The 22953-nt window shown below is 61.9% G+C and carries 26 protein-coding genes; 11 read left to right on the forward strand and 15 right to left on the reverse strand.

All coding sequences use genetic code 11. The features are described from left to right. The first annotated feature begins 120 nt into the window (after positions 1-120). Positions 121-771: a DNA oxidative demethylase AlkB gene (alkB, locus tag AC1Q67_RS19420; protein ID WP_492236718.1), complete on the forward strand. Its 651-nt coding sequence runs from the start codon at positions 121-123 to the stop codon at positions 769-771. Positions 772-790: 19 nt separating this feature from the next. Here the strand turns inward: alkB and AC1Q67_RS19425 are convergent, their stop codons facing one another. The 4 genes from AC1Q67_RS19425 to rnd form a co-directional block, all read right to left on the reverse strand. Beyond that, entirely contained in the window at positions 791-1369 is a 579-nt protein-coding gene (locus AC1Q67_RS19425; protein ID WP_024577472.1) for a TetR/AcrR family transcriptional regulator, read from the reverse strand. A 17-nt stretch (positions 1370-1386) separates the two neighbouring features. Beyond that, positions 1387-1842 (reverse strand): DUF3237 domain-containing protein, encoded by a 456-nt coding sequence (locus tag AC1Q67_RS19430; protein ID WP_492236717.1) that lies wholly within the window; start codon positions 1840-1842, stop codon positions 1387-1389. Further along, positions 1839-2834, reverse strand: coding sequence for an NADP-dependent oxidoreductase (locus tag AC1Q67_RS19435; protein WP_492236716.1), 996 nt, complete (start codon positions 2832-2834; stop codon positions 1839-1841). The genes AC1Q67_RS19430 and AC1Q67_RS19435 overlap by 4 nt, the downstream gene beginning before the upstream one ends. A 124-nt stretch (positions 2835-2958) precedes the next feature. Beyond that, positions 2959-4107, reverse strand: coding sequence for a ribonuclease D (gene rnd, locus AC1Q67_RS19440; protein ID WP_006020315.1), 1149 nt, complete (start codon positions 4105-4107; stop codon positions 2959-2961). 164 nt (positions 4108-4271) lie between these two features. On the opposite strand from rnd, the gene AC1Q67_RS19445 reads away from it, so the two are divergent. The 5 genes from AC1Q67_RS19445 to AC1Q67_RS19465 all read left to right on the forward strand — a co-directional run bounded on the left by AC1Q67_RS19445 (position 4272) and on the right by AC1Q67_RS19465 (position 10342). Further along, positions 4272-4532, forward strand: a complete 261-nt coding sequence (locus AC1Q67_RS19445) for a hypothetical protein (protein WP_492236715.1) — start codon at positions 4272-4274, stop codon at positions 4530-4532. Between the two features lie 110 nt (positions 4533-4642). After that, positions 4643-5491: a VOC family protein gene (locus AC1Q67_RS19450; protein ID WP_492236714.1), complete on the forward strand. Its 849-nt coding sequence runs from the start codon at positions 4643-4645 to the stop codon at positions 5489-5491. A 190-nt stretch (positions 5492-5681) separates the two neighbouring features. Further along, a complete protein-coding gene (gene aspS, locus AC1Q67_RS19455) occupies positions 5682-7454 on the forward strand; it encodes an aspartate--tRNA ligase (protein WP_492236713.1) in 1773 nt (590 codons plus the stop codon). A 74-nt stretch (positions 7455-7528) separates the two neighbouring features. Then, positions 7529-9838 carry an NADP-dependent malic enzyme gene (locus AC1Q67_RS19460; protein ID WP_492236712.1) on the forward strand — a complete coding sequence of 770 codons (2310 nt, stop codon included), beginning with the start codon at positions 7529-7531 and terminating at the stop codon, positions 9836-9838. Between the two features lie 48 nt (positions 9839-9886). Further along, positions 9887-10342, forward strand: a complete 456-nt coding sequence (locus AC1Q67_RS19465) for a DoxX family protein (RefSeq protein ID WP_024577464.1) — start codon at positions 9887-9889, stop codon at positions 10340-10342. On the opposite strand, the gene AC1Q67_RS19470 is transcribed toward AC1Q67_RS19465, so the two are convergent. From AC1Q67_RS19470 to AC1Q67_RS19490, 5 genes are all read right to left on the reverse strand, one after another. Beyond that, on the reverse strand, positions 10339-10884 hold the full coding sequence (locus AC1Q67_RS19470; RefSeq protein WP_492237157.1) for a dihydrofolate reductase family protein: 546 nt from the start codon (positions 10882-10884) through the stop codon (positions 10339-10341). The two genes, AC1Q67_RS19465 and AC1Q67_RS19470, sit on opposite strands and share 4 nt — an antisense overlap. 49 nt (positions 10885-10933) lie before the next feature. After that, entirely contained in the window at positions 10934-11899 is a 966-nt protein-coding gene (locus tag AC1Q67_RS19475; protein WP_492236711.1) for a polysaccharide deacetylase family protein, read from the reverse strand. Positions 11900-12053: 154 nt separating this feature from the next. Continuing rightward, positions 12054-12626, reverse strand: coding sequence for a glutathione peroxidase (locus tag AC1Q67_RS19480; protein WP_492236710.1), 573 nt, complete (start codon positions 12624-12626; stop codon positions 12054-12056). A gap of 77 nt (positions 12627-12703) precedes the next feature. Then, positions 12704-14353, reverse strand: a complete 1650-nt coding sequence (locus AC1Q67_RS19485) for a glycosyltransferase family protein (protein WP_492236709.1) — start codon at positions 14351-14353, stop codon at positions 12704-12706. Between the two features lie 57 nt (positions 14354-14410). After that, entirely contained in the window at positions 14411-15922 is a 1512-nt protein-coding gene (locus AC1Q67_RS19490; RefSeq protein ID WP_492237156.1) for a L,D-transpeptidase, read from the reverse strand. A gap of 440 nt (positions 15923-16362) precedes the next feature. Here AC1Q67_RS19490 and AC1Q67_RS19495 point away from each other — a divergent pair, with 440 nt between their 5' ends. Both AC1Q67_RS19495 and AC1Q67_RS19500 read left to right on the forward strand, forming a co-directional pair. Then, the gene (locus AC1Q67_RS19495; protein WP_492236708.1) at positions 16363-16896 is read left to right on the forward strand and encodes a CreA family protein; all 534 of its coding nucleotides are present in this window, start codon (positions 16363-16365) and stop codon (positions 16894-16896) included. Between the two features lie 85 nt (positions 16897-16981). Next, a complete protein-coding gene (locus AC1Q67_RS19500; RefSeq protein WP_492236707.1) occupies positions 16982-17728 on the forward strand; it encodes an SDR family oxidoreductase in 747 nt (248 codons plus the stop codon). A gap of 153 nt (positions 17729-17881) precedes the next feature. On the opposite strand, the gene AC1Q67_RS19505 is transcribed toward AC1Q67_RS19500, so the two are convergent. The 5 genes from AC1Q67_RS19505 to AC1Q67_RS19525 all read right to left on the reverse strand — a co-directional run bounded on the left by AC1Q67_RS19505 (position 17882) and on the right by AC1Q67_RS19525 (position 19386). Then, the gene (locus tag AC1Q67_RS19505) at positions 17882-18130 is read right to left on the reverse strand and encodes a DUF6719 family protein (protein WP_492236706.1); all 249 of its coding nucleotides are present in this window, start codon (positions 18128-18130) and stop codon (positions 17882-17884) included. A gap of 7 nt (positions 18131-18137) precedes the next feature. Then, the gene (locus AC1Q67_RS19510; protein WP_192817732.1) at positions 18138-18287 is read right to left on the reverse strand and encodes a hypothetical protein; all 150 of its coding nucleotides are present in this window, start codon (positions 18285-18287) and stop codon (positions 18138-18140) included. Positions 18288-18304: 17 nt separating this feature from the next. Next, complete coding sequence (locus AC1Q67_RS19515; RefSeq protein ID WP_006020330.1) at positions 18305-18634, reverse strand: DMT family transporter; 330 nt, start codon at positions 18632-18634, stop codon at positions 18305-18307. A gap of 68 nt (positions 18635-18702) precedes the next feature. After that, the gene (locus AC1Q67_RS19520) at positions 18703-18894 is read right to left on the reverse strand and encodes a hypothetical protein (protein WP_024577455.1); all 192 of its coding nucleotides are present in this window, start codon (positions 18892-18894) and stop codon (positions 18703-18705) included. Positions 18895-19056: 162 nt separating this feature from the next. Further along, positions 19057-19386: a winged helix-turn-helix transcriptional regulator gene (locus AC1Q67_RS19525; RefSeq protein WP_244432771.1), complete on the reverse strand. Its 330-nt coding sequence runs from the start codon at positions 19384-19386 to the stop codon at positions 19057-19059. 207 nt (positions 19387-19593) lie between these two features. On the opposite strand from AC1Q67_RS19525, the gene AC1Q67_RS19530 reads away from it, so the two are divergent. Next, positions 19594-20202: an NAD(P)-dependent oxidoreductase gene (locus tag AC1Q67_RS19530; RefSeq protein WP_492236705.1), complete on the forward strand. Its 609-nt coding sequence runs from the start codon at positions 19594-19596 to the stop codon at positions 20200-20202. Positions 20203-20261: 59 nt separating this feature from the next. Here the strand turns inward: AC1Q67_RS19530 and AC1Q67_RS19535 are convergent, their stop codons facing one another. Next, entirely contained in the window at positions 20262-20900 is a 639-nt protein-coding gene (locus tag AC1Q67_RS19535; RefSeq protein WP_492238163.1) for a hypothetical protein, read from the reverse strand. A gap of 251 nt (positions 20901-21151) precedes the next feature. Between AC1Q67_RS19535 and AC1Q67_RS19540 the strand changes: the two genes are divergently transcribed. Both AC1Q67_RS19540 and AC1Q67_RS19545 read left to right on the forward strand, forming a co-directional pair. Then, positions 21152-22444 carry an ArgE/DapE family deacylase gene (locus AC1Q67_RS19540; protein WP_492236703.1) on the forward strand — a complete coding sequence of 431 codons (1293 nt, stop codon included), beginning with the start codon at positions 21152-21154 and terminating at the stop codon, positions 22442-22444. 82 nt (positions 22445-22526) lie between these two features. Further along, positions 22527-22925 (forward strand): PaaI family thioesterase, encoded by a 399-nt coding sequence (locus tag AC1Q67_RS19545; RefSeq protein ID WP_492236702.1) that lies wholly within the window; start codon positions 22527-22529, stop codon positions 22923-22925. Positions 22926-22953: the final 28 nt, after the last annotated feature.

Raw genomic sequence — 22953 nt, forward strand, 5'->3', positions numbered from 1 at the left:
TCAAGCTTCCGCCCGGTTTGTTTTTATAGACAGCAATTTCGGGGAATCGGGTGGAAGCATCGCCTTGAATCGGTTGAAGTGGAGCAGGAGCGGCGAGGCCGCGCTGTTCACTTGGAACTGATGATGCGTGATCTGTTCGACGGCGATGTTGCGGATCTGCGCGATGTGCAACTCGCGCCGGGTGCGATGCTGCTTGCGTGCTTTGCACGGCCGCTGGAAGCTCCCCTGATCGAAGCGGTGCACACAATCATCGAACGCGCGCCGTTCCGCCATCTCGTGACGCCCGGAGGACACCGGATGTCGGTAGCCATGACCAATTGCGGAAGAGTTGGCTGGGTCAGCGATCGCACTGGCTATCGTTATGATCCCATCGACCCGGAAAGCGGTCGGCCTTGGCCGCCCATGCCGGCTGTGTTTGCGGAGATCGCGGAGCAGGCCGCAGCGAAGGCGGGCTTCGCCGGTTTTCGCCCTGATGCGTGTCTTATCAATCGCTACGAGCCCGGCGCAAAGTTGTCACTGCATCAGGACAAGGACGAACTGGATTTTGACGCGCCGATTGTTTCGGTCTCGCTGGGTCTGCCTGCCACGTTTCTGTTCGGCGGCCAGAGCCGGTCCGACAAGACCATGCGCTACCGGCTGATCCATGGCGATGTCGTCGCATGGGGTGGGCCGTCGCGGCTGGCCTATCACGGCGTGATGCCGCTCGCCGACGGCGAGCATCCGTTGCTCGGTGCGCAGCGGATCAATCTGACGTTTAGAAAGACGCGCTGAACGTGTGTCGCGCCATCCGTCATCGCAACATCCCGTCGAAGATCGCAGCATCGAATTGCGCATAAGCGCTGCCGTCCTTGTCGACTTTGGCGCGCAGAACGGTTCCCTCCCATGCGTTCAGCATAAATGCCGAGACAGCGGAGGGATCGAGATCGTTGCGAAGCGCACCGGATTGCTTCGCTTCGCGAAGGCAATCTTCGATGGCGCCCGTCCAGGCTTTCAAAATCTCGGCGAGCCGGTCTCGCACCGCTGGGCTGTGGTCGGCTAGCTCAAGACTAAAATTGCCGATGAGGCAGCCTTTCGAGTATCCCTGCTCGGTAGAGATAGCGAAAAGCGACTGGAAGTAACGCCGCAGGCGCTCGATCGGCGGAATGCTCGCATCACGCAAGATCGGCATCTTGGTCAGTGCGCCTTGCCAATAGCGATCAAGCGCCGCGATCCCCAACACTTCCTTGCTTTCGAAGTGATTGTAGAACGATCCCTTCGGCACGCCGGCCGCATCTGTGATGTCCTGAACGCCGGAGCCGTTGAAGCCCTGACGGTGCAGCACTTCAAGGCCGGCGGCGACAATCCTGTCCTTTACATTCGGTTTGGGCATCGTCGTTGATTCTTCCCTTAGGTAACTTCGTAGATGTCGTAGTGCAGGTCGCGCGACCCCTCCTGCAGCAGCGCCTTTCCAACACCCTGAACGGCATTGAGCCAGGCATAGCGGGGATCGCCGGTGTCGAAACGCGGAGCGATATAAATCTTCCGCGTTCCGTCGATCTGGCGTTGCATGCGGCCATTGTACTGCATGAAGATCAATGCGCCGTCATCAGTTTCGAGCGTGGCGCGCACGTCGAGCGTGCCGATAGTGCCGTCGGCCGACAGTGTCAGCCAGTCGGCGGTCGCGTGGCCTTTCATGTGTGCGGAGAGGCGCACACCCGTGATCTTGAGCGACACTGCCTCGAGAATTGATCTCGTGCCCGTCGGCGTATTCGGCAGCACGAGAGGTTCGGCGAGACGTGCATCCACCCTGCACAGAGGCGTCAAGCTGACGTTTGACGTCTCTGCGCTGTGGTGCGTGCTCATGCGACCTGAACCAGCGTCTTGCCGAAGTTCTTTCCCTGCAACATCCCGATGAAAGCATTCGGGGCATACTCGAGACCCGTCGTTATATCATTGCGGGTTGTCAGCTTGCCCTGACCCACCAGCGTTGCCATTTCTCCGATTGCTTTTGGAATGTGGAGACGATGGTCCGAGATGATGAAGCCGCGCATGTTGACGCGCTGTTTCAGGACCTTGGTCAGGTCGGGGCCGGGCAGGGGCTTTGTAAGGTTGTAATGTGCGCTCAGTCCACACACGACGATGCGCGCGCTGGCATTGAGAAGTGGCCAAATTGCATTGAGCACGTCGCCTCCGACGTTCTCGAAATCGATATCAATACCGTTGGGGCAGGCATCCGCGAGGCGTGCGGCGAATTCGGAGACCTTGTAATCGACGCATGCATCGAAACCGAGTTCGTTGACGACGTAGGCGCATTTCTCCGGCCCGCCAGCGATGCCGACCACTCTCAGGCCTTGAGCCTTTGCCAACTGGCCGACAAGACTGCCGACGGCGCCTGCGGCAGAAGACACGACAAGCGTCTCGCCTGTGGCCGGATGTCCAAGCTCAAACAGGCCGTAGTGTGCGGTCCAGCCGGGCAGGCCCATTGGGCCGAGCCACGCCGCGTCGGGCAGAGCAGGATTGATCTTCCTCACATCAGGTGCTTGGGCGATCGCATAGTCCTGCCAGCCTCCCGTCAGGAAAACCTTCTCGCCGGGATCGAAAGCGGGGTCGTTGCTCGTTACGACTTCGCCGACCGTATGAGCCGTCATCACCTGCCCAAGCTCGACCGGCGCCATGTAGGACTTTCCGTCATCCATCCGTCCGCGCATGTACGGATCAAGTGACAGCAACTGATTGCGGACGAGAACCTGACCAAGCCCCGGCTCAGGGCGTTCTTTCTCGACCAGTTGGAAATCATCGAGGGTCGGCATTCCACTGGGACGGCGCTTGAGCAGGATTTGGCGGTTCTTAGGCATCTGGACCTCCTGAGGGGATGTCCAATTCATAATATGACCGGTCGTCTTAAGTCAATAACCTGGTTATTTGCAGTGGATTATACTGGGAGCGTCGCATCCGAACGCATTGTAAATGCTGAAGCTTTTACTCGCGATCGACCCGCACCACGCGGCCCTTGTCGATGGCCAGCGCGAGGCGGCCTTTCTTCAAAGCCAGCGCAGCTTCGCCGAACAGCTCGCGGCGCCAGCCGTGCAGCGCGCCGACATCGGCGTTGTCGTCGGCCGCGATCTGTTCGAGGTCGTCCACGGTCGCGATCACCTTGCTGGCGACCGCGTGCTGTTCCGAGGTCATGCGCAAGAGCACTTTCAGCAATTCGACGGTCGCGCCGCCATTGGCATTGCCGCGCGGCTTGTCGAGCTTCGGCAACTTGGTCAGGTCGCGCGCAATTCCGCGCTTCACCGCGGCGAGAATGTCCTGGCCCCATTTCGATTTGTCGAAGCCCTTCGGCAGCGACCGCAGACCGGCCAGCCGCTCAAGTGTGGTGGGCGCATGGGTGGCGATGTCGCCGATGGCGTCGTCCTTCAGCACACGCGAGCGCGGCACGTCGCGGCTCTGTGCTTCCTGCTCGCGCCATGCCGCGACTTCCATCAGCACCGCGAGTTCTTTCGGCTTGCGCACGCGCGTCTTGAGCCGCTCCCATGCGCGCTCTGGATGGAAGTCATAAGTTTTCGGTGAGGTGAGAATTTCCATCTCCTCGCTGACCCATTCGCTGCGGCCGCGTTTCTTGAGGTCGGCGTCGAGCGCTGCGAACACATCGCGCAGATGCGTGACGTCGGCGACCGCATAGGTGATCTGGTCCTGTGTCAGCGGACGGTTCGACCAGTCGGTGAAGCGATGGGTTTTATCGGGACGATGACCGGTGATGCGCTCGACAAGCTGGTCGTAGGCGATGCTGTCGCCATAGCCGAGAACCATGGCGGCGACCTGGGTATCGAAAACCGGATGCGGAATGATGCCGGCGCGGTGAAAGATGATTTCGATGTCCTGCCTCGCAGCGTGGAACACCTTCAACACATTCTCGTTGGCCATCAGGTCGAAGAACGGCTTGAGGTCGATTCCCTCAGCAAGCGCATCGACCACGGCGGCTTCGTCCGCGCTGGCCAACTGAACGACACAGAGCAGGGGATAATAGGTGGTTTCGCGCAAAAACTCGGTATCGACTGTGATGACGCGGTGTTTGGCGAGGCGATTGCAGACGGCGGTGAGTTCGTCGGTGGTGGTAATGATTTCCATGCGGGGGTTATGAACGCCTTGAGCGGATTTTTCCATGCGAAAATCGGCTGTCAGGGCAGGCTGTAGGGCATGGCGGGGACATCTCCGTCCCGATCTGAACCCGAAGCATGCGCCGCGCGACCAATGAGCATTGCCGCAATGCACTATTTTCAGGGAGATTCGCCATGGCCGGGAGATTTCGCATCAAGGCTGCAGCCGCAGGTCTCATGATCGTGTCGCTGGTTCCCGCGGCCTTGGCGAACAGCCTCAATGTCAACGCCGGCACCCACATCCCGATCCGGCCTCACGTCAATCTCAACGCAACGATCAACGTCGACGTGAAGGCCCGGACGTTTCACGATATCGATCTCTCAGAAACCTGCCGGCCAGACGAGCGCATCAAAAAGAAAGGCCGGCGTGAGTGGCGCTGCCGTCAGGATCGCTAGCAACATTCCGCAACGTGAAATTCAGGGGTGGCATGCACGGCGGCAAGGGGGCTGCATTGCCCGCGATGACATGATTAGGTGCGGCTTCCCATGCGAGCTTCGTCACCATCATGATTACTGGACTTGATCACGCCGTCGTTCTGGTTCGCGACATCGAAGCCGGCGTTGCCGGTTATCAGACGCTTCTTGGCCGCGCGCCGGTGTGGCGCGCGCAAAGCGACGGCGCAGCCACTGCGATCTTTGTGCTCAACAACACCTCGCTTGAACTGATGGCGCCTGCGGGCGAGGGCGAGGCTGCCGGTCGCGTCCGTGCCGCGCTCGAGAAGCAGGGCGAGGGGCTCGCCAGTCTGGCCTTTGAAGTTGGCGACATCGAGAAAGCGCATCATCGCCTGACGCGTCTTGGCCTTGCGCCTGAAGCTATCAGCGATGGCGCGAGCACGAACCTTGCCTCGGGCCGTACGCTGACATGGAAGCGTACCCGCGCGTCGGCGGAGTCCACCCATGGCATCCGGCTGTTCTTTCTTCAGCGGGGCGAACAGCTCGCACGCTCGCCTGAGATCGCGCCGGCTTCGGTCGAGATGCTCGATCATCTCGTGATCGCGACACCGGATCCCGAGCGGACCGCGGCGCTCTACGGCGCTCGGCTCGGGCTTGATATGAAACTCGACCGGACCATCGAGGCGCTAGGAACGCGCTTTCTATTTTTCAGAACCGGCGGTCTGGTGTTCGAGGTCATCCATCGCCTCAAGGACGGCCGGAGCGACGGCCCCGACAAGATTTACGGCGTCTCATGGCGTGTCGCCGACGTTGCGGCAACGCGGACCCGGCTTGAGAAGGCGGGCCTCGAGGTCTCCGAACTGCGCGAGGGCCGCAAGCCGGGCACGCAGGTTTTCACGGTGCGGACCGGGACCTTTGGCGTGCCGACCATCGTGATCCAGCAGGACAAGCGCGAGGCCTAGCAAGACTTCATGCCCGGCCTCCAAGATTGCTGTCGGGGGCATTGTTTTTATTAAGCTTTTTCCCGCCCTATGGAAGGGTAACCGGCACCATCCGGTTGCCGCGTTCCCTGCGCTCGGGTAAACCCTGCGCGCGCGCACCAGCGCCCGTATCCCTTGATTCTGACCTCTGACGCCGTTTTCCAGGATTTCCATGCACCGTTATCGTTCCCACACCTGCGGCGCCCTCCGCGATTCCGACATTGGCCAGGAGGTCCGGCTGTCCGGCTGGTGTCACCGCATCCGCGATCATGGTGGACTGCTGTTCATCGACCTGCGCGACCATTACGGAATGACGCAATGCGTGATCGATCCGGATTCGAAGGCATTCTCTCTGGCCGAAAAGCTGCGCGCCGAGTGGGTGGTGAAGATCGACGGCAAGGTTCGCCGCCGCCCCGAAGGCACCGACAATCCTGATCTGCCGACCGGTACGGTCGAAGTGTTTATCGCCGATATCGAAGTGCTGGGCGAGGCAGGTGAACTGCCGATGCCTGTGTTCGGCGATCAGGAATACCCCGAGGAAATCCGGCTGAAGTACCGCTTCCTCGACCTTCGCCGCGAGAAGCTGCACCAGAACATCATGACTCGCGGCGCCATCGTCGACTCGATGCGTGCGCGGATGAAGAAGGCCGGCTTCTTCGAATTCCAGACGCCGATCCTCACTGCGTCGTCGCCGGAAGGCGCGCGCGACTTCCTGGTGCCGTCGCGGATTCATCCCGGCAAGTTCTACGCACTGCCGCAGGCGCCGCAGCAGTACAAGCAACTGCTGATGATGTCGGGCTTCGACCGCTACTTCCAGATCGCGCCGTGCTTCCGCGACGAAGACCCGCGCGCCGATCGTCTGCCCGGCGAGTTCTATCAGCTCGATCTCGAAATGAGCTTTGTGACGCAGGACGACGTGTTCGCGGCGATGGAGCCGGTGATCACAGGCGTGTTCGAGGAATTCGCCAACGGCAAGCCGGTCACCAAGAAGTGGCCGCGCATTCCGTTCGCTGAAAGCCTGCGCAAGTACGGCACCGACAAGCCCGACCTGCGCAATCCTCTGGTGATGCAGGATGTGTCCGAACACTTCCGCGGTTCGGGCTTCAAGGTGTTCGCACGCATGCTCGAAGACGCGACCAATCAGGTCTGGGCGATCCCCGGGCCGGGCGGCGGTTCGCGTGCCTTCTGCGACCGGATGAATTCCTGGGCGCAGGGCGAAGGGCAGCCGGGCCTCGGCTACATCATGTGGCGCGAAGGCGGTGAGGGCGCAGGCCCGCTCGCCAACAACATCGGACCCGAGCGCACCGCCGCGATCCGCGAGCAGCTGGGCCTCAAGGAAGGCGACGCCGCATTCTTCGTTGCCGGCGATCCGCAGAAGTTCTGGAAGTTCGCAGGCCTCGCACGCACGAAGCTCGGCGAGGAGCTGAACCTGATCGACAAGGACCGGTTCGAGCTCGCATGGATCGTCGACTTCCCGATGTACGAGTACAACGAGGAAGACAAGAAGGTCGACTTCTCGCACAACCCGTTCTCGATGCCGCAGGGTGGCCTCGAAGCGCTGGAGACGCAGGACCCGCTCACGATCAAGGCATTCCAGTACGACATCGCTTGCAACGGATACGAGATTGCGTCGGGCGGCATCCGCAACCATCGCCCGCAGGCGATGGTGAAGGCGTTCGAGATCGCGGGCTATGGCGAGGAAACGGTCATCGAGCGTTTCGGCGGCATGTATCGCGCGTTCCAGTATGGCGCACCGCCGCACGGCGGCATGGCCGCCGGTGTCGATCGCATTGTCATGTTGCTTTGCGGTACGAACAACCTGCGCGAGATCTCGCTCTTCCCGATGAACCAGCGTGCTGAAGATCTGCTCATGGGCGCGCCATCGGAGGTCTCGCTCAAGCAGTTGCGCGAACTGCATATCAGGCTCAATCTGCCGCAAAACTGAATCGCATAACCGTCGCACGACGGGACTAAACAGCACCGGCGCAGGCCGGGGCGAAGAGAATATCGGGAGCGGGTATGGCGTCGACGTTGTCTGAAGAACTTCGCCTCGCGGCGTTGGCGTATCATCGACTTCCGAAGCCCGGCAAACTCGAGATTCAGGCGACCAAGCCGCTGGCCAACCAGCGCGACCTCGCGCTGGCCTATTCGCCGGGCGTGGCTGCGGCGTGCGAAGCCATTGCCGCCGATCCCCATGAGGCGGCGACACTGACAACCCGCTCCAATCTTGTCGCCGTCGTCAGCAACGGCACCGCCGTGCTCGGCCTCGGCAACATCGGTCCGCTGGCATCCAAGCCGGTGATGGAGGGCAAGGCCGTCCTGTTCAAGAAGTTTGCCGGCATCGATGTGTTCGACATCGAGATCGCCGCCGACACCATCGCGCGCGTGGTGGAGACGGTGGCCGCGCTGGAGCCGACCTTCGGCGGCATCAACCTCGAAGACATCAAGGGGCCGGAGTGCTTCGAGATCGAGGAGCAGCTCAAGGCGCGAATGAAAATTCCCGTCTTCCACGACGACCAGCACGGCACGGCCATCATCGTCTGCGCGGCGGTCCGCAATGCGCTGCTGATCAACGGCAAGAAGCTGGAAGACTGCAAGATCGTGGCGTCGGGCGCGGGCGCCGCTGCGATCGCCTGTCTCAATCTGCTGGTGTCGCTCGGCGCGCAGCGCAAGAACATCTGGGTCTGCGATATCGACGGTCTTGTCTATGAAGGCCGCAATACGCTGATGGACAAATGGAAGGCCGTCTACGCGCAGAAGACCGACAAGCGTACGCTGGGCGACGTGATCGGCGGCGCGGACATTTTCCTCGGCGTGTCAGCCGGCGGCGTACTCAAGCCCGAGATGGTCAAGGCCATGGCCGACCAGCCTCTGGTGATGGCGCTCGCCAATCCGAATCCCGAGATCATGCCGGATGAGGCGCGCAAGGCGCGGCCCGATGCGATGATCTGCACCGGCCGCTCGGACTTCCCGAACCAGGTCAACAACGTCCTGTGCTTCCCCTTCATCTTCCGCGGCGCGCTCGATGTCGGCGCCACGGCGATCAACGAGGCGATGAAGGTCGCCGCGGTGGATGCACTGGCGCAGCTCGCGCGCGATCCGCCGTCTGATGTGGTGGTGCGTTTCGACGGCGGTGAGACGCAGGGCTTCGGTCCCGGCTCGCTGATCCCGTCGCCGTTCGATCCCCGGCTGATCCTGCGCGTTGCGCCAGCGGTGGCGAAAGCCGCCATGGACTCCGGCGTCGCGACGCGGCCCATCACCGATTTCGATGCCTATACCAGCCAGCTCGATCGCTTCGCGTTCCGCTCCGGTCTTGTGATGAAGCCGGTGTTCGCGAAAGCCAAGACCCAGCCGGTCCGAGTGATCTACGCCGAGGGCGAAGATGAGCGCGTGCTGCGCGCGGTGCAGGTGGTGCTTGAGGAAAAGCTGGCGCGGCCCATCCTGGTCGGGCGTCCGTCGGTTGTGGCCGCGCGCATCAAGCGGTTCGGACTTTCGATCAATCCGGGCAGCGATTTCGACCTGATCAATCCCGAGGACGATCCGCGTTATCGTTCCTACGTCCAGAGCTACATTGATCTGGCCGGACGGCACGGCATCACGCCGGAAGCCGCGCGGACACTGGTGCGCACCAATGCCACCGTCATTGCCGCGCTGGCGGTGGCGCGCGGCGAGGCTGACGCCATGCTGTGCGGCGTCGATGGCCGCTACATGAGTCACCTGCGGCGTATTCGCGAGATCATCGGCGTGACGCCAGGACTCGCGGACTATTCGGCACTGGCGCTGGTGATCACCAGCAAGGGCGCGTACTTCATCGCCGACACCCAGATCCGTCCGAACCCGACGGCAGAGGAACTGGCGGAAATGGCGGCGCTGGCCGCCGTGCACGTCCAGCGGTTCGGCATCAAGCCGAAGGTCGCGTTCCTGTCGCATTCGGATTTTGGCAGCTACGACTCGAGTTCGGCCCAAAAGATGCGCCGCGCCACCGAGATTCTGGTGAACGATCACCCCGAGATCGAAGCCGACGGCGAAATGCAGGGCGATTCCGCGCTGACCGCGCTGTCGCGCCAGCTGGTGCTGCCGCATTCGCGGCTCGAAGGGTCGGCCAACATCCTGATCATGCCGAACCTAGACGCGGCCAACATCGCCTACCAGATGATCAAGATCCTCGCCGACGCACTGCCGGTCGGGCCGATCCTGATCGGACCCACACGTCCGGCGCACATCCTGACGCCGTCGGTGACTGCGCGCGGAATTCTCAACATGACGGCAGTCGCAGCGGTCGAGGCGCAGGAGCGGGCGGGGCGGCAGCAGCCGACGCTGTTCGGTTGAGGGTAACTCCTGTATAGTCCTGCTCAGGGATTTATACGGGGCCGCCAAATGCCAGCCATTGTTACTGTCGGACGCGTTCTGTTCGTCGTCCTGTTTGTGTTTTCCGGCGCCTCCAAGCTGTTCGACATCGCCTCGACCACCCAGGCGATCACCGAGAAGGTCGTCCTTCCGGCGATGCTGACGCAATATACGGCTCAGCTCGAGGGCATTACGGGAATGCCGACCGCGCAGATGCTGGCGATCCTGGCCGGCGCGCTGGAAGTTGTCGGCGGTCTGTTCATTGCGCTGAATTTCGGCACGCGGACCTTTGCCTGGCTGCTGGTGCTGTTCGTCGCGGTGACGACGTTCTATTTCCACAATTTCTGGGACATGACCGGCGCCGATCGCATCAACAACATGATCCACGCCCTGAAGAATCTCTCGCTGATCGGCGGTCTTCTGGTGATCGCGGGTTATCCGCGCCCGGTGGCGATGGAAGACAGCGGGCGTTACACCGGGGTCTAACCCCGCCGCCAGGCCGTGACATCCACGCGGCGCTCGGCGTCAAGCACGCGCGTTTCCTCTGGCTTCAATCCATGAGCGGAGAGAATGTCCTGCGGCGAGCGTTGCGGCACGCCCGGAAAGCCGCCCATGCCGCCGGGAATGGTCAGGCCGTGCGCCTGCGATAGCCAGAACACCTCAAAGCGGTCCATGAACATCTCGAATACATCGGGGCCGCCGATGACAGCTGCCGTTCCGGTGGTTATGCCGGCATGACGGCAGGCGTCCTCGAAGGAGGCTCCTGCGGGATTCCACAATGTCGCTCTGGGATTGGATGGATCGGGGCCGAGAGCGGCGACGCTGCGGGTCAGGATGATGCGCGTGCGTTGGGGCGAGCGCGGCTGGTCCTCGAAAGAATTCCTGCCGTGAACGATCAAATCCGCTGCATCGAGCGCGGACTCGAAGAATCTCTGATCGGCTTCGAACTTGAGCGAAGCGGGCATCACGCCGCTGGCATCAGCGAGCATGCCGTCGGCGGAGACGATCACATAGCCTTCAATACGCATGACGTGCGGTTTAGCCATTTCCGGGGCAACCGCAAGTGCGCGTTTGCCGCTATTCGGAGATGGTCTGCACGACGCTGTTGAGCGGACGCGAACTGACCGTCGGCAGCTTCAATCCCTTGACGACTTCCTCGTCGTATTGCGCGATGGTCTGCATCGGCGCCTTGGCCTTCACCTGGACTACCTTGTAACCGCCGGCCTTCAGCCGCTTCATCAGTTCAGGCAGGGCTTCGGCGGTGTGTTTCTGGAAGTCGTGCATCAGCACGATGCCTTTGCCGAACTTGTCGAGCTTCGTCATGACGGTGTCGACGATCTTCTGCGCCGTGCTGGCCTTGAAGTCGAACGAGTCGAGATCGCATGACCAGATCGAGATGTTGCGCTCGCCGAGATAGGTCACCATCGTCGGCGGATGCTGGAGTGCAGGGAAACGGAACAGCGGCGAGGGCGCAGCTCCGAGCGCCCATTTGACCGCGCTGAAACCCTTCTCGATCTCTTCCTTGCGCTGGTCCTCGGTCAGTTTCTTGTTGTTGAGATTGGCGTGCGACCAGGTGTGCGAGCCGATGGTGTGGCCCTCCGCAGCCACATGCTTGAGAATTTCGGGATAGTAGGTGGCATGCTTGCCGATCGGGAAGAAAATCGCCTTGGTGCATTCGTCGGCGAGGGTCTTGAGCACCGACGGCGTGTTGACCGGCCATGGGCCGTCATCGAACGTCAGCACCACTTCCTTATCGCGCAAAAAATCGAGCTGCTTGAAATGCTCGAAGCCGAAGCCCGGACCGCCGGTGGTGTCGATCTGCACCACGCGTGAGACGCCGATGGCATTCGGGTTGGCGCAGTTGGCTTTTGCGGCAGTCGGAGCTGGTGCAGGGGCAGCTGTTGCTGCGGGGGCAGGTGCGGGCGCTGCAGCCGGAGCTGGCGGTGGTGTGGTGCGCTGCGGGATAAGGGCCTGCGACCAGACACTGGTGAAAGCGCAGACCGAAATGGCGCTGGCGGCGAAAAAAGTTGCCTTGATACGCATGGAAGTAACCCCTGAACGCAAAATCCTCCGCGTCCGGTCCGCCGGACGCCGCCGTAGTCCCCGATGGTGAGCCTAGACCCACAACGAAAATCGCGCCAACCGATTTTCCACAGGAGCGTTGGCAGGGTTAATCCCGGCCCGGGGGCGGGTTCCGTCAGGCGGTCAGCGCGCGGGCGACGGCGGTGACGACGCGCGTATCGGTGGGCTCGACGCGGGAGGAAAACGCGTCTGCGATGTGTCCGTCGCGGCCCACGAGGTACTTGTGGAAGTTCCAGCCCGGAAGATCGCCCGGCCGTTCGGTGGCCGCCCATTTGTAGAACGGATGGGCATTCGGACCCTTCACGGAGGTCTTCGCCGTGATCGGGAAGCTGACGTGATAGGTCTCTTCGGCAGTGTGGGCGATGTCGCTTGCGCCGCCCGGCTCCTGCGCACCGAAGTCGTTGGACGGGACACCGATCACCATCAGGCCGCGGTCGCGAAACTGCGTCCACAGTTCCTGCAGGCCGGCGTATTGCGGCGTGAACCCGCAGAGCGAAGCGGTGTTCACCACCAGCACCGGCTTGCCTGCATAATCGGCGAGACGGATGTCACCGCCCTTGAGGTTCTGGAAGGAAAAGCTGTAGGCGGTCATGCGGCTCATGGCCGTCTGCGCGAACAGGGACCGCGCCGTGAGCGGGAGCGTTGCGCCCGCTGCCATGGCCGTGATGACTCGTCGGCGGTCGATCATGATGCGCTCCCTGAGGGTCATTCACTCAAAGATAACGGATTGCCGCAGCCGGGAGTTTCAACAACCCGTGACGATCCTCACGGACGCTTGGGCGGCTTGTCGCACCATGGCATCGGCAGTTCCGGCTCGTAATACTCGTTCCATTCGCAGATGTATTCCGGGCCGCTGCGCTTCATCACATGCTTGATCGGTTCGGCCTGGCTGATCGCAACGTGGGCGACGATCAGCGCTACGCCGATCGGATAGGCCCATCTGCTGAACCGCAGATCGCTCAATTTCTCCAGCAGCAATGCGCCGGCGAGTATAATGAGCGGATCGGTCAGAATGAAGTATTCCGCCTTGAGATTGCGCCGCACGCCGAGCGCATCGATGCCGATGGCGGACAGCAGCAATAGGGCCGCCTGAATGGCGACCTGCCGCTCGCCCCTCAGCCACGCATAAACGATGCCGGGAATGACCAGCCAGGTCAGGAACACGGTGGGACGCGGCGAGGTGAACAGCACGAACGTATAGCGCTGGAGCACGGACTTGACGCCGTCGAACAGCAGGGCGATTGCAGCCCAGATCTTTCCGCCTTCGGTCGCCGATGTGGCTGGCGCATCCGCGAACACCAGCATCTTTTCGATGGGATTGATCACGGCGACTGCGTTTTGCGGATCGAATTGGAGATACAGCGTGAGCAGTCCGAGTGACGCACCGGCAGCGACCGCGAAGATCGACGTCAACGTTTCGGTGGCGCTGATGCGCCACATCGCCGCAAATGCGATCATGCCGACGCCGATCCAGACGAGCAGGGCGACCTGATAAATTCCGAACCTGCCGGCAATCAGAGCGTGAAGCTGGGCGATGTCGACCGATTCAGGCTCCAGCCCCGCAGCGATCAGCGGCCAAGCGAGGGCGAGCAGAACGCCTCCGGCAATGGCCGAGAGCAGAACTGCGAGCCATGCCGCCGAACTGCGCCAGAACGCTGTGCTGGCGCTGTCGCTGCTGCCAAAAGGGAGCATGATCACAGGAAGCGCTGCGATCAGCAGGATGATCTGAACCTTGTTCTGCAATCCGAGAACGCACAGTGCCGCCGCAGCCCCGATAGCCAGCGGCCGCCAGTTGCCGGCGCGGCGCGCGACCGCGATCAGCAGCATCAATGCGAGCGTGAAGAGACAGGCCGCGATCAGTTCGCTGCGAAGGATGCGCATGTGGACGGCCATGCCGCCGGAGAATGCGAATGCGAACGTCGCGAGCAATGCGATCCGCCAGTCGGTAAAGATGCGCCGGGCCAGAGCCGCAAAGCCGATGACGAAGATGGTTGCGGTCAGCCATGCCACGATGCGGCCGGCGCGAACGGCTTGCGTCATCGCGGCATCGAAGGCGGGCACGTTCAGCGCCGAGGGGATCGACGACAGTTTCCATGCATCGAGCAGCCCCAGCGAATGCATCGCCTGAAACCACCACTTCACCGACAGGATGGTGAAGTAGGACGGGTGATCGAAGAACGCCTGCGGCTTTCCATCGTTCATCACGAGCGCGTTGTAGACGATCATGAAGTCCATATCGGCATTACGCCAATAGATGACGAAATAGCCGGCGAGGAAAAATGAGAGGGCGAGGCCGACCAAAATCACGGCCATGCCGCCGTTCCAACCGAATGGCGTCAGCCGCGAAAACGCATCGCGCGGCTGGTCTTTCGGGATGGGAGCGGTGGGGGGCTGGCTATCGGATGAGGCTGTCATGATCGGCGCGTTCTAGCTTAACGCGCCGCCCAAAGCCAACCGGGTTCCAGAGGCCATTTAGCGCAGCGGGACGATGAAATCCGTGCCGCGTCCCGTCTCGTCGCCAAGACCGCGATCCGAGACGGTGATCGATCCACCGGGCGCGAGGGCCGAGGCGATCCGCGTCATGGTCTCTTTGGGGATGGTCAGGCGGTCGAGCGCCTCGGTTGGCGATGACGGTTGGGCAGGGGCTGCCGCTGGCGCAACCGGCTCGCCGCGCCTGCGCCGGGGAGTCTCTTCCGCCGCGCGGATGGGGGCCGGGAGCGAGACCACGGACCAGCGCAGAGCCTCGGCGTCATCCTTGTCGGCGCGGACCGTAAAGACGTGGGTGCCGAGCGGGCGGTCGGGTGCAGCAATCGTGACCGGCGCTTCGAACCAAGGCTCGAAATTCTGCCGGACGTAGATCTTGTTTTCCTTAGCGCTGACGAAGGCGGCGACATGCCCTGTGCGCGGCTTGACCGGCCCGATGAATTCGGCAGAGCCCTCAGGTGCAACCGCCACCGCGACCGGCGTTGGTGCGGCGCTATCGGTCACACGGGTCTGATCCTTATCGGTCTTCGGAGCCTCGGATTTTTTGTCGGCAGGCTTTGCGTCGGGAGACTTGTCGCCAGCTGCCTTGTCGTCGGAAGCACCGGCGTCTCCATCGGCGCTTTTCGCGGCATCGTCCTTCGCTACGGCGCAATCTTTCTGTGCGTTCGGCGACGGAGTCTTGGCATTCTCCTTAGGCCCGTCCTTGGCCGCTTCGGGCTCCGGCGTAACGCCGCCACGGCCTGCATCCCAGGAACCGCCGCCGCGGCTGGCATCCCATGCCTGCGCAACGACGCTGTCCGCGTCGCTCTTTTGCGGCAGTGCGCCGCTGGCGTCAGCCGTGCGAATGGGCGCGTCTTCGGCGATCGACGTCAGCCGCAATTGCAGCTTGTCGTGGGAAGCCGCGTCGACAATTGACGACCGGTCGGACTTCGGCGTGGTCTCGGCGTGCTTCTCCGGCTCCGTCGTGGCGGCCAAAGGCTTTGTGCTCGGCTTGCGAGTGGCGAGCAGCGGATGGGAAAAATCAGCAGGCGAGATTTCACCGGGCGTGATGATCACGCGCGCGCCCATGCGGGTCCAGCCCCACATCCGCATCGCGAAATTCATTGGCATGCGGATGCAGCCGTGCGAGGCCGGATAGCCGGGCAGAACGCCTGCATGCATCGCCACGCCTGACCACGTGATGCGCTGCATGTAAGGCATCGGCGCGCCGCTGTAGATGTTCGAGCGGTGATACTTGTTCTTCTGGATGACGCTGAACACGCCCATCGGAGTCGAATGGCCGCGCATGCCGGTCGAGACCGGCGATTCCGCGAACAGGCCGTTCTGGTCGTAGAGCTTCAAGGTCTGCCGATCGATCGAGATCGCGACCACGATCGGGCCGACTGGCTTTGCGGTGTCCTTCGGGGCATCGGGCAGTTTCTGTTTGGTGCGAGCGATGCGCGGGCGACGCGGCTCGAAGTGCCGCTGCGGCTCGCCGTAGTAAGCGGCTCCGGGATCCATGGGCCAATAGACCTGGGCATCGGCCGGCAGCGCAAATCCTGCGGTCAGTGCCGCGGCGAGCCATGCGGTCTGCAGGCTCACAGACCGGGCCGGACGGGAACTGATGTCACTGCCAAAAGGGGAGGTGGTGCTGACCGTTTTCTGCTGGTGGTCCAGGGTAGGTAGCTTATTCCGGTACACGCGAAATTCCTCAATTGATTCCAGTATTAGTGTCGCCAATAGGCTGAATGTTCATTGCCGTTCGGCCTCGATACCGCATTCTGCGTGATTCACGGTGCCGAAATGCTAGCCGTTGAGCCTTCAAAAGCGCTTAACGGCGACTTATCCGCAGTCACAATCCCGTGCCTTCCAACGGGGGCCATGCCACCCCACATGAGGGGTTCCGGTGCGGGGCAGCCGCGCCGGAACCGTTCTGAAGACCCCTTCCTTGGAGCTTTCCGATGCCTTTCCGTCCAACCCGACTGACAGCCGCCGCGCTGTTGGCCACCGCCTTCGCGTGGCTGGCCACAACGCCACTGGCCGCGGCCGATGAGCCGGATCTGATCTTCCGGCGCTCGACCGTGTTCAAGTTACTCAGCCCGGATGACAAACTTGCTACCTACGGTGTCGATGACCCGGTGGTTGACGGCGTGGCCTGTCATTTCACCGTGCCGGAGAAGGGCGGTTACAAGGGCTGGCTCGGGCTGGCCGAACAGGTCTCCGACATCTCGCTGGCCTGCCGCCAGATCGGGCCGATCCGCTTCAAGTCCAAGGCGCCGCAGGGCGAGGACATGTTCCGGCAGCGCCGGTCGCTGTTCTTCAAGAAGATGCAGATCGTGCGCGGCTGCGACCCCAAGCGGAACGTACTGGTCTACATGGTCTATTCCGACAAGCTGATCGACGGTTCGCCGAAGAACTCGACGTCCTCCGTGCCGATCATGCCGTGGGGCAGCAACGACACCATCCAGAAATGCGGTGACTTCATTTCGGGGTAGACGCGTTTTGCGACGCAGCTTGCCTTTGCCTTTCGGTTGATCGACGCTCGATGCAGCGACAACGAAAATCAAAAGGGTGGACATCATGCGTCTCGAAAAAAAGGTTGCGCTGGTGACGGGAGGCGCATCGGGTTTTGGCGCGGCCATTGCGCGTCGTTTTGTCGATGAAGGCGCGAAGGTCGTCATCGTCGATCTGAACGGTGAGGGCGCGGCGCGCGTTGCCGCGAATACCGGCGGGGCTGTCTCGCTGGCAGGCGATGTGTCGAAGCGGCACGACATCGACAGGGCCGTCGCGACCGCCGTCGAAACATTCGGTCGGCTCGATATCGTGGTCAACAATGCGGGCTGGTCGTTTCGCAACAAGCCGATCATGGACGTGACGGAAGACGAGTTCGACCGCGTCTTCGCCGTCAACGTCAAATCGATCTTTCACATGACCAACGCGACGGTGCCGCTGATGCGCAAGCAGGGCGGCGGCTGCATCATCAATATCGGCTCGACCGGCGGCATCCGGCCGCGTCCGGGCCTGACTTGGTATAACGGCTCGAAGGGCGCGGTGAACCTGCTGTCGAGCGCGATGGCGGTGGAACTTGCGCCGGACAAGATCCGGGTCAACTGCGTCGCGCCGGTGATGGGCGAAACCGCGCTGCTCGAAAGCTTCATGGGCGTGCCGGACACGCCGGAGAACCGCGCGAAGTTCATCGCGACCATTCCGCTCGGCCGCATGTCGCAGCCTGACGATATCGCCAAGGCGTGTGTGTATCTGGCGTCGGACGATGCCGACTTCATCACCGGCGTGGTGCTGCCGGTAGACGGCGGCAGGACGATTTAGGTGGATTTTATAGAAGATCACAGGCCGTCATTGCGAGGAGCGTTAGCGACGAAGCAATCCATATCTTGGACAGAAGAATGGATTGCTTCGCGGAATTTATCATCGGACGGCGCTTTGCGCCGATCCGTTGGCTCGCAATGACGAATAGAAAATCTACCTCTTGCCCTTGCGATCGACGCATTTCTTGGAGCGTTCGACGCCCGCTGCGGTCAGTCGCATGCCACTGACTTCCTTGATCTGCCCCGCGGGGCACGAGCCGTCGTCGACATAAATCTTCTGGCCGAGCCGAAGTTCGGTGATGTCGGATTCGCGTCCGACAATGTCGGCGCACGCGGCGCCGATCAGCGCCACCGAGGCAATCGCGCCAAGCAACAGCGCGCGCGGGAAGAATGTCGCGGTCATTCGAGCCTCACTTGCTTTGAATCTTCACGCCGCCCGGACCGACGTTGATCTGCAATCCCTCCGGCTTCTTGTTGTCCTGATAGACCTTGTAGCCGAGTACGGCGACCGCGATGACGAGGGCCCCGACGACGGCGTAGAGTATATTGCGATTGTCCATGTGGTCTCTCCAATGCGTCAATGCGAAACGGTCGATGAAAACAGATTGATGGTGCCGACGCCGGCAATGATCAGCGCGAGGCCGATCACGGCGGGCATGTCGAGCTTCTGGCCGAACCAGACGAGACCGACGAGTGTGATGAGCACGATGCCGAGGCCGGACCAGATCGCATAGGCGATCCCGACCGGCATGGTCCGCAGGACCAGCGACAGGAAATAAAACGACGCCGCGTAGCCGATCGCTGTCAGGATCAGCGGCTTCGGCTTGGTGAACTGCTCCGACGCCTGCAGCGCGGAGGTTCCGATCACCTCAAGAATGATCGCGATGATGAGGTAGACGAAGGTCATGCCTCATCGTAGTCGGGCGGCCGTGATTCTGGTAGGCGCGGATGCCCCCCGCGGACTTACGGCGGCGTTTAGTGCTTCGCGACAGTGTCCCGGACTTCGGTGCAACACGCCGGGCATTCATAGACGAAGTCGACCCTCGCCAGATCCCAGTGAGGATGCACCTCCCTGATTTCCATGGGAAGGCTCTGGCAGCTTGGACACACGGTCATGGCCGCATGAAATATCTGCTGCTTGCGGTGATGCTGTGCGTAGGCTGGCATGATTGCTCTCCTTATATTTTGGGAGCTCATTTTCATCGCCGGCGATTAAGTCATCGATTGTCGCCGATGATGCGCCATCCTATCGCGCAAGCCCTAAACACCTCATCAACTCTTGCGAACGCACAAAGAACATCCGCACAAACTCGGCGTGTGTGACCAAATCTACACAGTTTGTGCCTTGGTTCGGTCATATTGTGATTGGGCTTTTGCGACATCGCTCATGTGCTGCTCCGCCCAGATGCGCAAGCCGTCAACGGTGTCGCTCAATGTGCGCCCCAGCGGCGTAATCGAATACTCCACCGTCACCGGAACGGTCGGCGTCACCTTGCGCTTCACGAGACCGTCACGCTCCAGTCCCTTCAGAGTCTGCGACGCCATCTTCTGCGTCAGTCCGCCGATCTCGCGGCGCAGTTCGTTGAAGCGCCATGGCCTGCGCGACAGCAGGATCAGCAACAATACGGTCCACTTGTCGGCGATGCGGTCGAGCACCAGCCGGGTCGGACAATCCTGCGCGTAGGGATTCGTCGGCCAGTTTCCGCGCGGAGCCTTGTTTCCACGCGCAGGTTTGGCGGGTGGTTTCTCAAAGGGGACCATGTCTCGGAAAAGTGCCTTCTTCACAGCAGCGTCGCGAGCGGGCATCTGATGTCCATTCGTTAGTTGGTATCCATTGGATACCACATCACGCAAGGGACGCAAATCATGAAAATCGCTTTGATCGGCGCGACCGGCCAGGCCGGCGCGCCCATTCTTAAGGAACTCACCAGCCGCGGCCATCAGGTCACGGCCATCGTCCGCAATCCCGAGAAGGTTCAGGCGCAGGCCAATGTCACGCCGAAGAAGGGCGACGTGTTCGACAAGGATGGGCTCGCCGCGCTGCTTAAAGGGCACGAGGTGGTCATCAGCGCCGTGCACTTTCTGCAGAGCGATCCGCAGATGCTGATCGATGCGGTGAAGGCGGCAGGCGTGAAGCGTTATCTGGTGGTCGGCGGCGCGGGCAGTCTCGAAGTTGCGCCCGGCATTGCGCTGGTGTCGACGCCCGAATTTCCGGCGGCTTACAAGGACGAGGCCACCAAGGGCGGTGAGTTTCTCAAGTTGCTGCGGCAGGAGAAAGAGCTCGACTGGACGTTTCTCTCGCCGTCGGCGCTGTTTTTCGACGGTCCTTGTACCGGCACATTCCGCCTCGGCAAGGATCAGCTTCTGACCACGGAGAAGGGCAGCAGCATCTCGTTCGCGGACTATGCGATCGCGCTCGCGGATGAAGTCGAGAAGCCCGCGCATTCCCGCCAGCGGTTCACGGTCGGGTATTGATCCTCGCAGATCCGCCGCATCAGGTGTGGCGGCCGACGGCGACAAATGCCTTCGGTGCACTACGACCGCGCAGTTTTCCCTTTTGGAGAACTGGCCGTCCCTCCGATGAGTTGTACGGCAATCCAGCAGACCGAACCCGCGAGCGGTATGGGTGCGAGCGGCGCAAAGAGAAGAAGACCAATGCCGGAGTCGGGATCAAGAAAGCGGGGATATGAACCGAACCAGAGCGGCATGCTGAGCACGGCCTGAACTATACCGATGCCTTGACCCGCATCGAAGACGTTGGACACCATCTCGGGAGCTAGGAAGAACAGCGGCACGTTGAGTAAGGACATCACGGCTGCGGAAAGCCACATCGCAGACCGGGCCGACCGAAAGTCCGGTGCCAGCCGGCAGGTCACATACAAAACAACAAATCCCCAGTTCATGACCGCGAAATCAACGGGGAGCTGAACAATGAATGTTGAAAATCGGTATCCGGATGGTCCGGCCTGCAACAGACCAGACTTGTAGCCAAGATAGAGAAGCGTGGCGATTGCGCTTGGACCGACAGAAACCGTCAAGAACGCAATCAGGGGAACTTGAGTCCAGGCGAGCGACCGGGCGTTTGCAGAGACTGCGTGTCGTCCTTTGTAGAATGCGAGCAATATCGCCAGCAGCATCGCTGCGAGGGCTGAGTGTTTAAATAGGTCGGACATCAGAAGCATTGTGTCACGCTTGTCTTGAGCAGGATGGCTGGAACAGATCGCCCCGTTCGTCACCCATCTTTAGCGGCAGCTACGGAGAAATCATTAGTCGTTGCTTCGCCGAATGAGGTTCAATCGGCAGCCAGCAGCCTCTGGAATGCTTACCTCCAAGGTCATCGCATCCCTTCCAACGGTCCCTTAAAACTGGCTACACTCATGCCCATAATCCGCGCGGCAGACGCGGGCATGAAGGGACGGACGCGATGGACGCCAAAACAACCTCGAACGAGGTCCAGCGCCGCATTCTCGATGCGGTGGACGAGGCCTTCGACCGGCAGCTTGAGACGACGAAACAGTTCTCGGCCATTCCTTCGACGCGCGGCGCGGAAGGCCCGTGTCAGGACATGATGCACGACCTGTTGCGCGAACGCGGCTACGAGGTCGATGACTGGCATATCAACGTCGATGACCTGAAGGACCTGCGCGGCTTTGGTCCGATTGAGCATGACTTCTCCCGCGCGCGCAGCGTGGTCGGCACCTATCGTCCGGCGCGCGAGGCGGGCCGTTCGCTGATCCTGCAGGGTCACTGCGATGTGGTGCCCGCCGGGCCGCTCGACATGTGGGACGCGCCGCCGTTCTCTCCGGTGGTGAGGGACGGCTGGCTCTATGGCCGCGGCGCGGGCGACATGAAGTCCGGCACCATCGCCGCGCTCTACGCACTCGATGCGCTGCGCGCGGCAGGACTCAAGCCGACGGCGCGTATCCATTTTCAGTCCGTGATCGAGGAGGAGAGCACCGGCGTCGGGGCGCTCTCGACGGTGCAGCGCGGCTATCGCGCCGACTGCTGTTTCATTCCCGAGCCGACGGGCGGCAGGCTGGTGCGCTCGCAGGTCGGGGTGATCTGGTTTCGCCTCAAGGTGAGGGGCAAACCGGCGCATGTTTACGAGGCGGGCATCGGCGCCAACGCCATCAAGGCGGCGTATCATCTGCTTCACGCGCTTGAAGCGTTGGAAGAGGACTGGAACAGACGCGCCGCCAGCGACAGGCATTTCAGGGTTGTGAAGCATCCGATCACGCTCAATCCCGGCATCATCAAGGGCGGCGACTGGGCGTCCTCGGTGCCGGCGTGGTGCGATGTCGATTGCCGGATCGCGGTGCTGCCCGGCTGGTCGATCGCCGATCATCAGGCCGAGATCGTCGCGTGCGTGGAAGCGGCCGCATCGCGGCATCCGTTCCTGGCCAAGAACCCGCCGGTGGTGGAGTGGTCCGGCTTCCTGTCCGAAGGCTATGAACTGACCGGTGCGGATGAATCCGAAGCCGTGCTGCGTTCGGCCTGCGAGACCGTCTATGGCGGCCCGATGAAGGAACTCGCCTTCACGGCGCTGACCGATACGCGCTTCTATGGCCTCAACGCCGGTATCCCGAGCCTGTGCTTCGGCGCCAATGCCGAGGCGATGCACGGTTTCAACGAACGGGTGGAAATCGAATCGCTGCGCAAGACCACGCGGGCCATTGCGCTGTTCGTCGCGAACTGGTGCGGCGTGGAAACCGCATGATCAGGTGCTTCATCTGTCACTTTAAGTCGCTGACCGGCGCGAAAGCAGCTTCAAGCTTTACATTAACAACGGGAGGGGCGGCGTGACCCTGCTTGAGATGATCCAGTCGCGGCCGATGCCGTTCGCCGTCCTGATGGGTGTCACCTTCGTCGAGGCCGCCAAGGACAAGGTGGTCGCCACCATGGTGGTCCGTGAGGACCTTTGCACCCTGGGGCATTCGATCCATGGCGGCGCGGTGATGGCCTTTGCGGACTCCGTCGGGGCGGCCGCCACCGTCATCAACCTGCCACCCGACGCCAAGGGCACCACCACCATCGAGAGCAAGACCAATTTCGTCGGCGCGGCGAGGGCTGGCGTGACCGTCCGGGCGACCACCACCGCGATCCATCTCGGGCGGCGCACTCACGTCTGGCAGACCCGTATCGAAACAGAAGAGGGCAAGCTGGTCGCCGTGGTGACCCAGACCCAGATGATCCTGTGATAAATTAGCCGCGAACAGCGAATTATCG

The sequence above is a fragment of the Afipia sp. GW823-FHT06G09 genome, assembly GCF_058794875.1.

Coding starts and splice junctions, on each gene's coding strand:
- aspS (WP_492236713.1), top strand. CDS start 5,682: ATGCACCGTTATCGTTCCCACACCTGCGGCGCCCTCCGCGATTCCGAC.
- AC1Q67_RS19520 (WP_024577455.1), bottom strand. CDS start 18,894: ATGCCAGCCTACGCACAGCATCACCGCAAGCAGCAGATATTTCATGCG.
- AC1Q67_RS19510 (WP_192817732.1), bottom strand. CDS start 18,287: ATGGACAATCGCAATATACTCTACGCCGTCGTCGGGGCCCTCGTCATC.
- AC1Q67_RS19445 (WP_492236715.1), top strand. CDS start 4,272: ATGGCCGGGAGATTTCGCATCAAGGCTGCAGCCGCAGGTCTCATGATC.
- AC1Q67_RS19530 (WP_492236705.1), top strand. CDS start 19,594: ATGAAAATCGCTTTGATCGGCGCGACCGGCCAGGCCGGCGCGCCCATT.
- AC1Q67_RS19485 (WP_492236709.1), bottom strand. CDS start 14,353: ATGACAGCCTCATCCGATAGCCAGCCCCCCACCGCTCCCATCCCGAAA.
- AC1Q67_RS19490 (WP_492237156.1), bottom strand. CDS start 15,922: ATGGATCCCGGAGCCGCTTACTACGGCGAGCCGCAGCGGCACTTCGAG.
- AC1Q67_RS19430 (WP_492236717.1), bottom strand. CDS start 1,842: ATGAGCACGCACCACAGCGCAGAGACGTCAAACGTCAGCTTGACGCCT.
- AC1Q67_RS19505 (WP_492236706.1), bottom strand. CDS start 18,130: ATGACCGCGACATTCTTCCCGCGCGCGCTGTTGCTTGGCGCGATTGCC.
- AC1Q67_RS19475 (WP_492236711.1), bottom strand. CDS start 11,899: ATGCGTATCAAGGCAACTTTTTTCGCCGCCAGCGCCATTTCGGTCTGC.
- AC1Q67_RS19460 (WP_492236712.1), top strand. CDS start 7,529: ATGGCGTCGACGTTGTCTGAAGAACTTCGCCTCGCGGCGTTGGCGTAT.
- AC1Q67_RS19425 (WP_024577472.1), bottom strand. CDS start 1,369: ATGCCCAAACCGAATGTAAAGGACAGGATTGTCGCCGCCGGCCTTGAA.
- AC1Q67_RS19435 (WP_492236716.1), bottom strand. CDS start 2,834: ATGCCTAAGAACCGCCAAATCCTGCTCAAGCGCCGTCCCAGTGGAATG.
- AC1Q67_RS19480 (WP_492236710.1), bottom strand. CDS start 12,626: ATGATCGACCGCCGACGAGTCATCACGGCCATGGCAGCGGGCGCAACG.
- AC1Q67_RS19535 (WP_492238163.1), bottom strand. CDS start 20,900: ATGTCCGACCTATTTAAACACTCAGCCCTCGCAGCGATGCTGCTGGCG.
- AC1Q67_RS19450 (WP_492236714.1), top strand. CDS start 4,643: ATGATTACTGGACTTGATCACGCCGTCGTTCTGGTTCGCGACATCGAA.
- AC1Q67_RS19500 (WP_492236707.1), top strand. CDS start 16,982: ATGCGTCTCGAAAAAAAGGTTGCGCTGGTGACGGGAGGCGCATCGGGT.
- AC1Q67_RS19465 (WP_024577464.1), top strand. CDS start 9,887: ATGCCAGCCATTGTTACTGTCGGACGCGTTCTGTTCGTCGTCCTGTTT.
- AC1Q67_RS19540 (WP_492236703.1), top strand. CDS start 21,152: ATGGACGCCAAAACAACCTCGAACGAGGTCCAGCGCCGCATTCTCGAT.
- AC1Q67_RS19515 (WP_006020330.1), bottom strand. CDS start 18,634: ATGACCTTCGTCTACCTCATCATCGCGATCATTCTTGAGGTGATCGGA.
- AC1Q67_RS19495 (WP_492236708.1), top strand. CDS start 16,363: ATGCCTTTCCGTCCAACCCGACTGACAGCCGCCGCGCTGTTGGCCACC.
- AC1Q67_RS19470 (WP_492237157.1), bottom strand. CDS start 10,884: ATGCGTATTGAAGGCTATGTGATCGTCTCCGCCGACGGCATGCTCGCT.
- rnd (WP_006020315.1), bottom strand. CDS start 4,107: ATGGAAATCATTACCACCACCGACGAACTCACCGCCGTCTGCAATCGC.
- alkB (WP_492236718.1), top strand. CDS start 121: ATGATGCGTGATCTGTTCGACGGCGATGTTGCGGATCTGCGCGATGTG.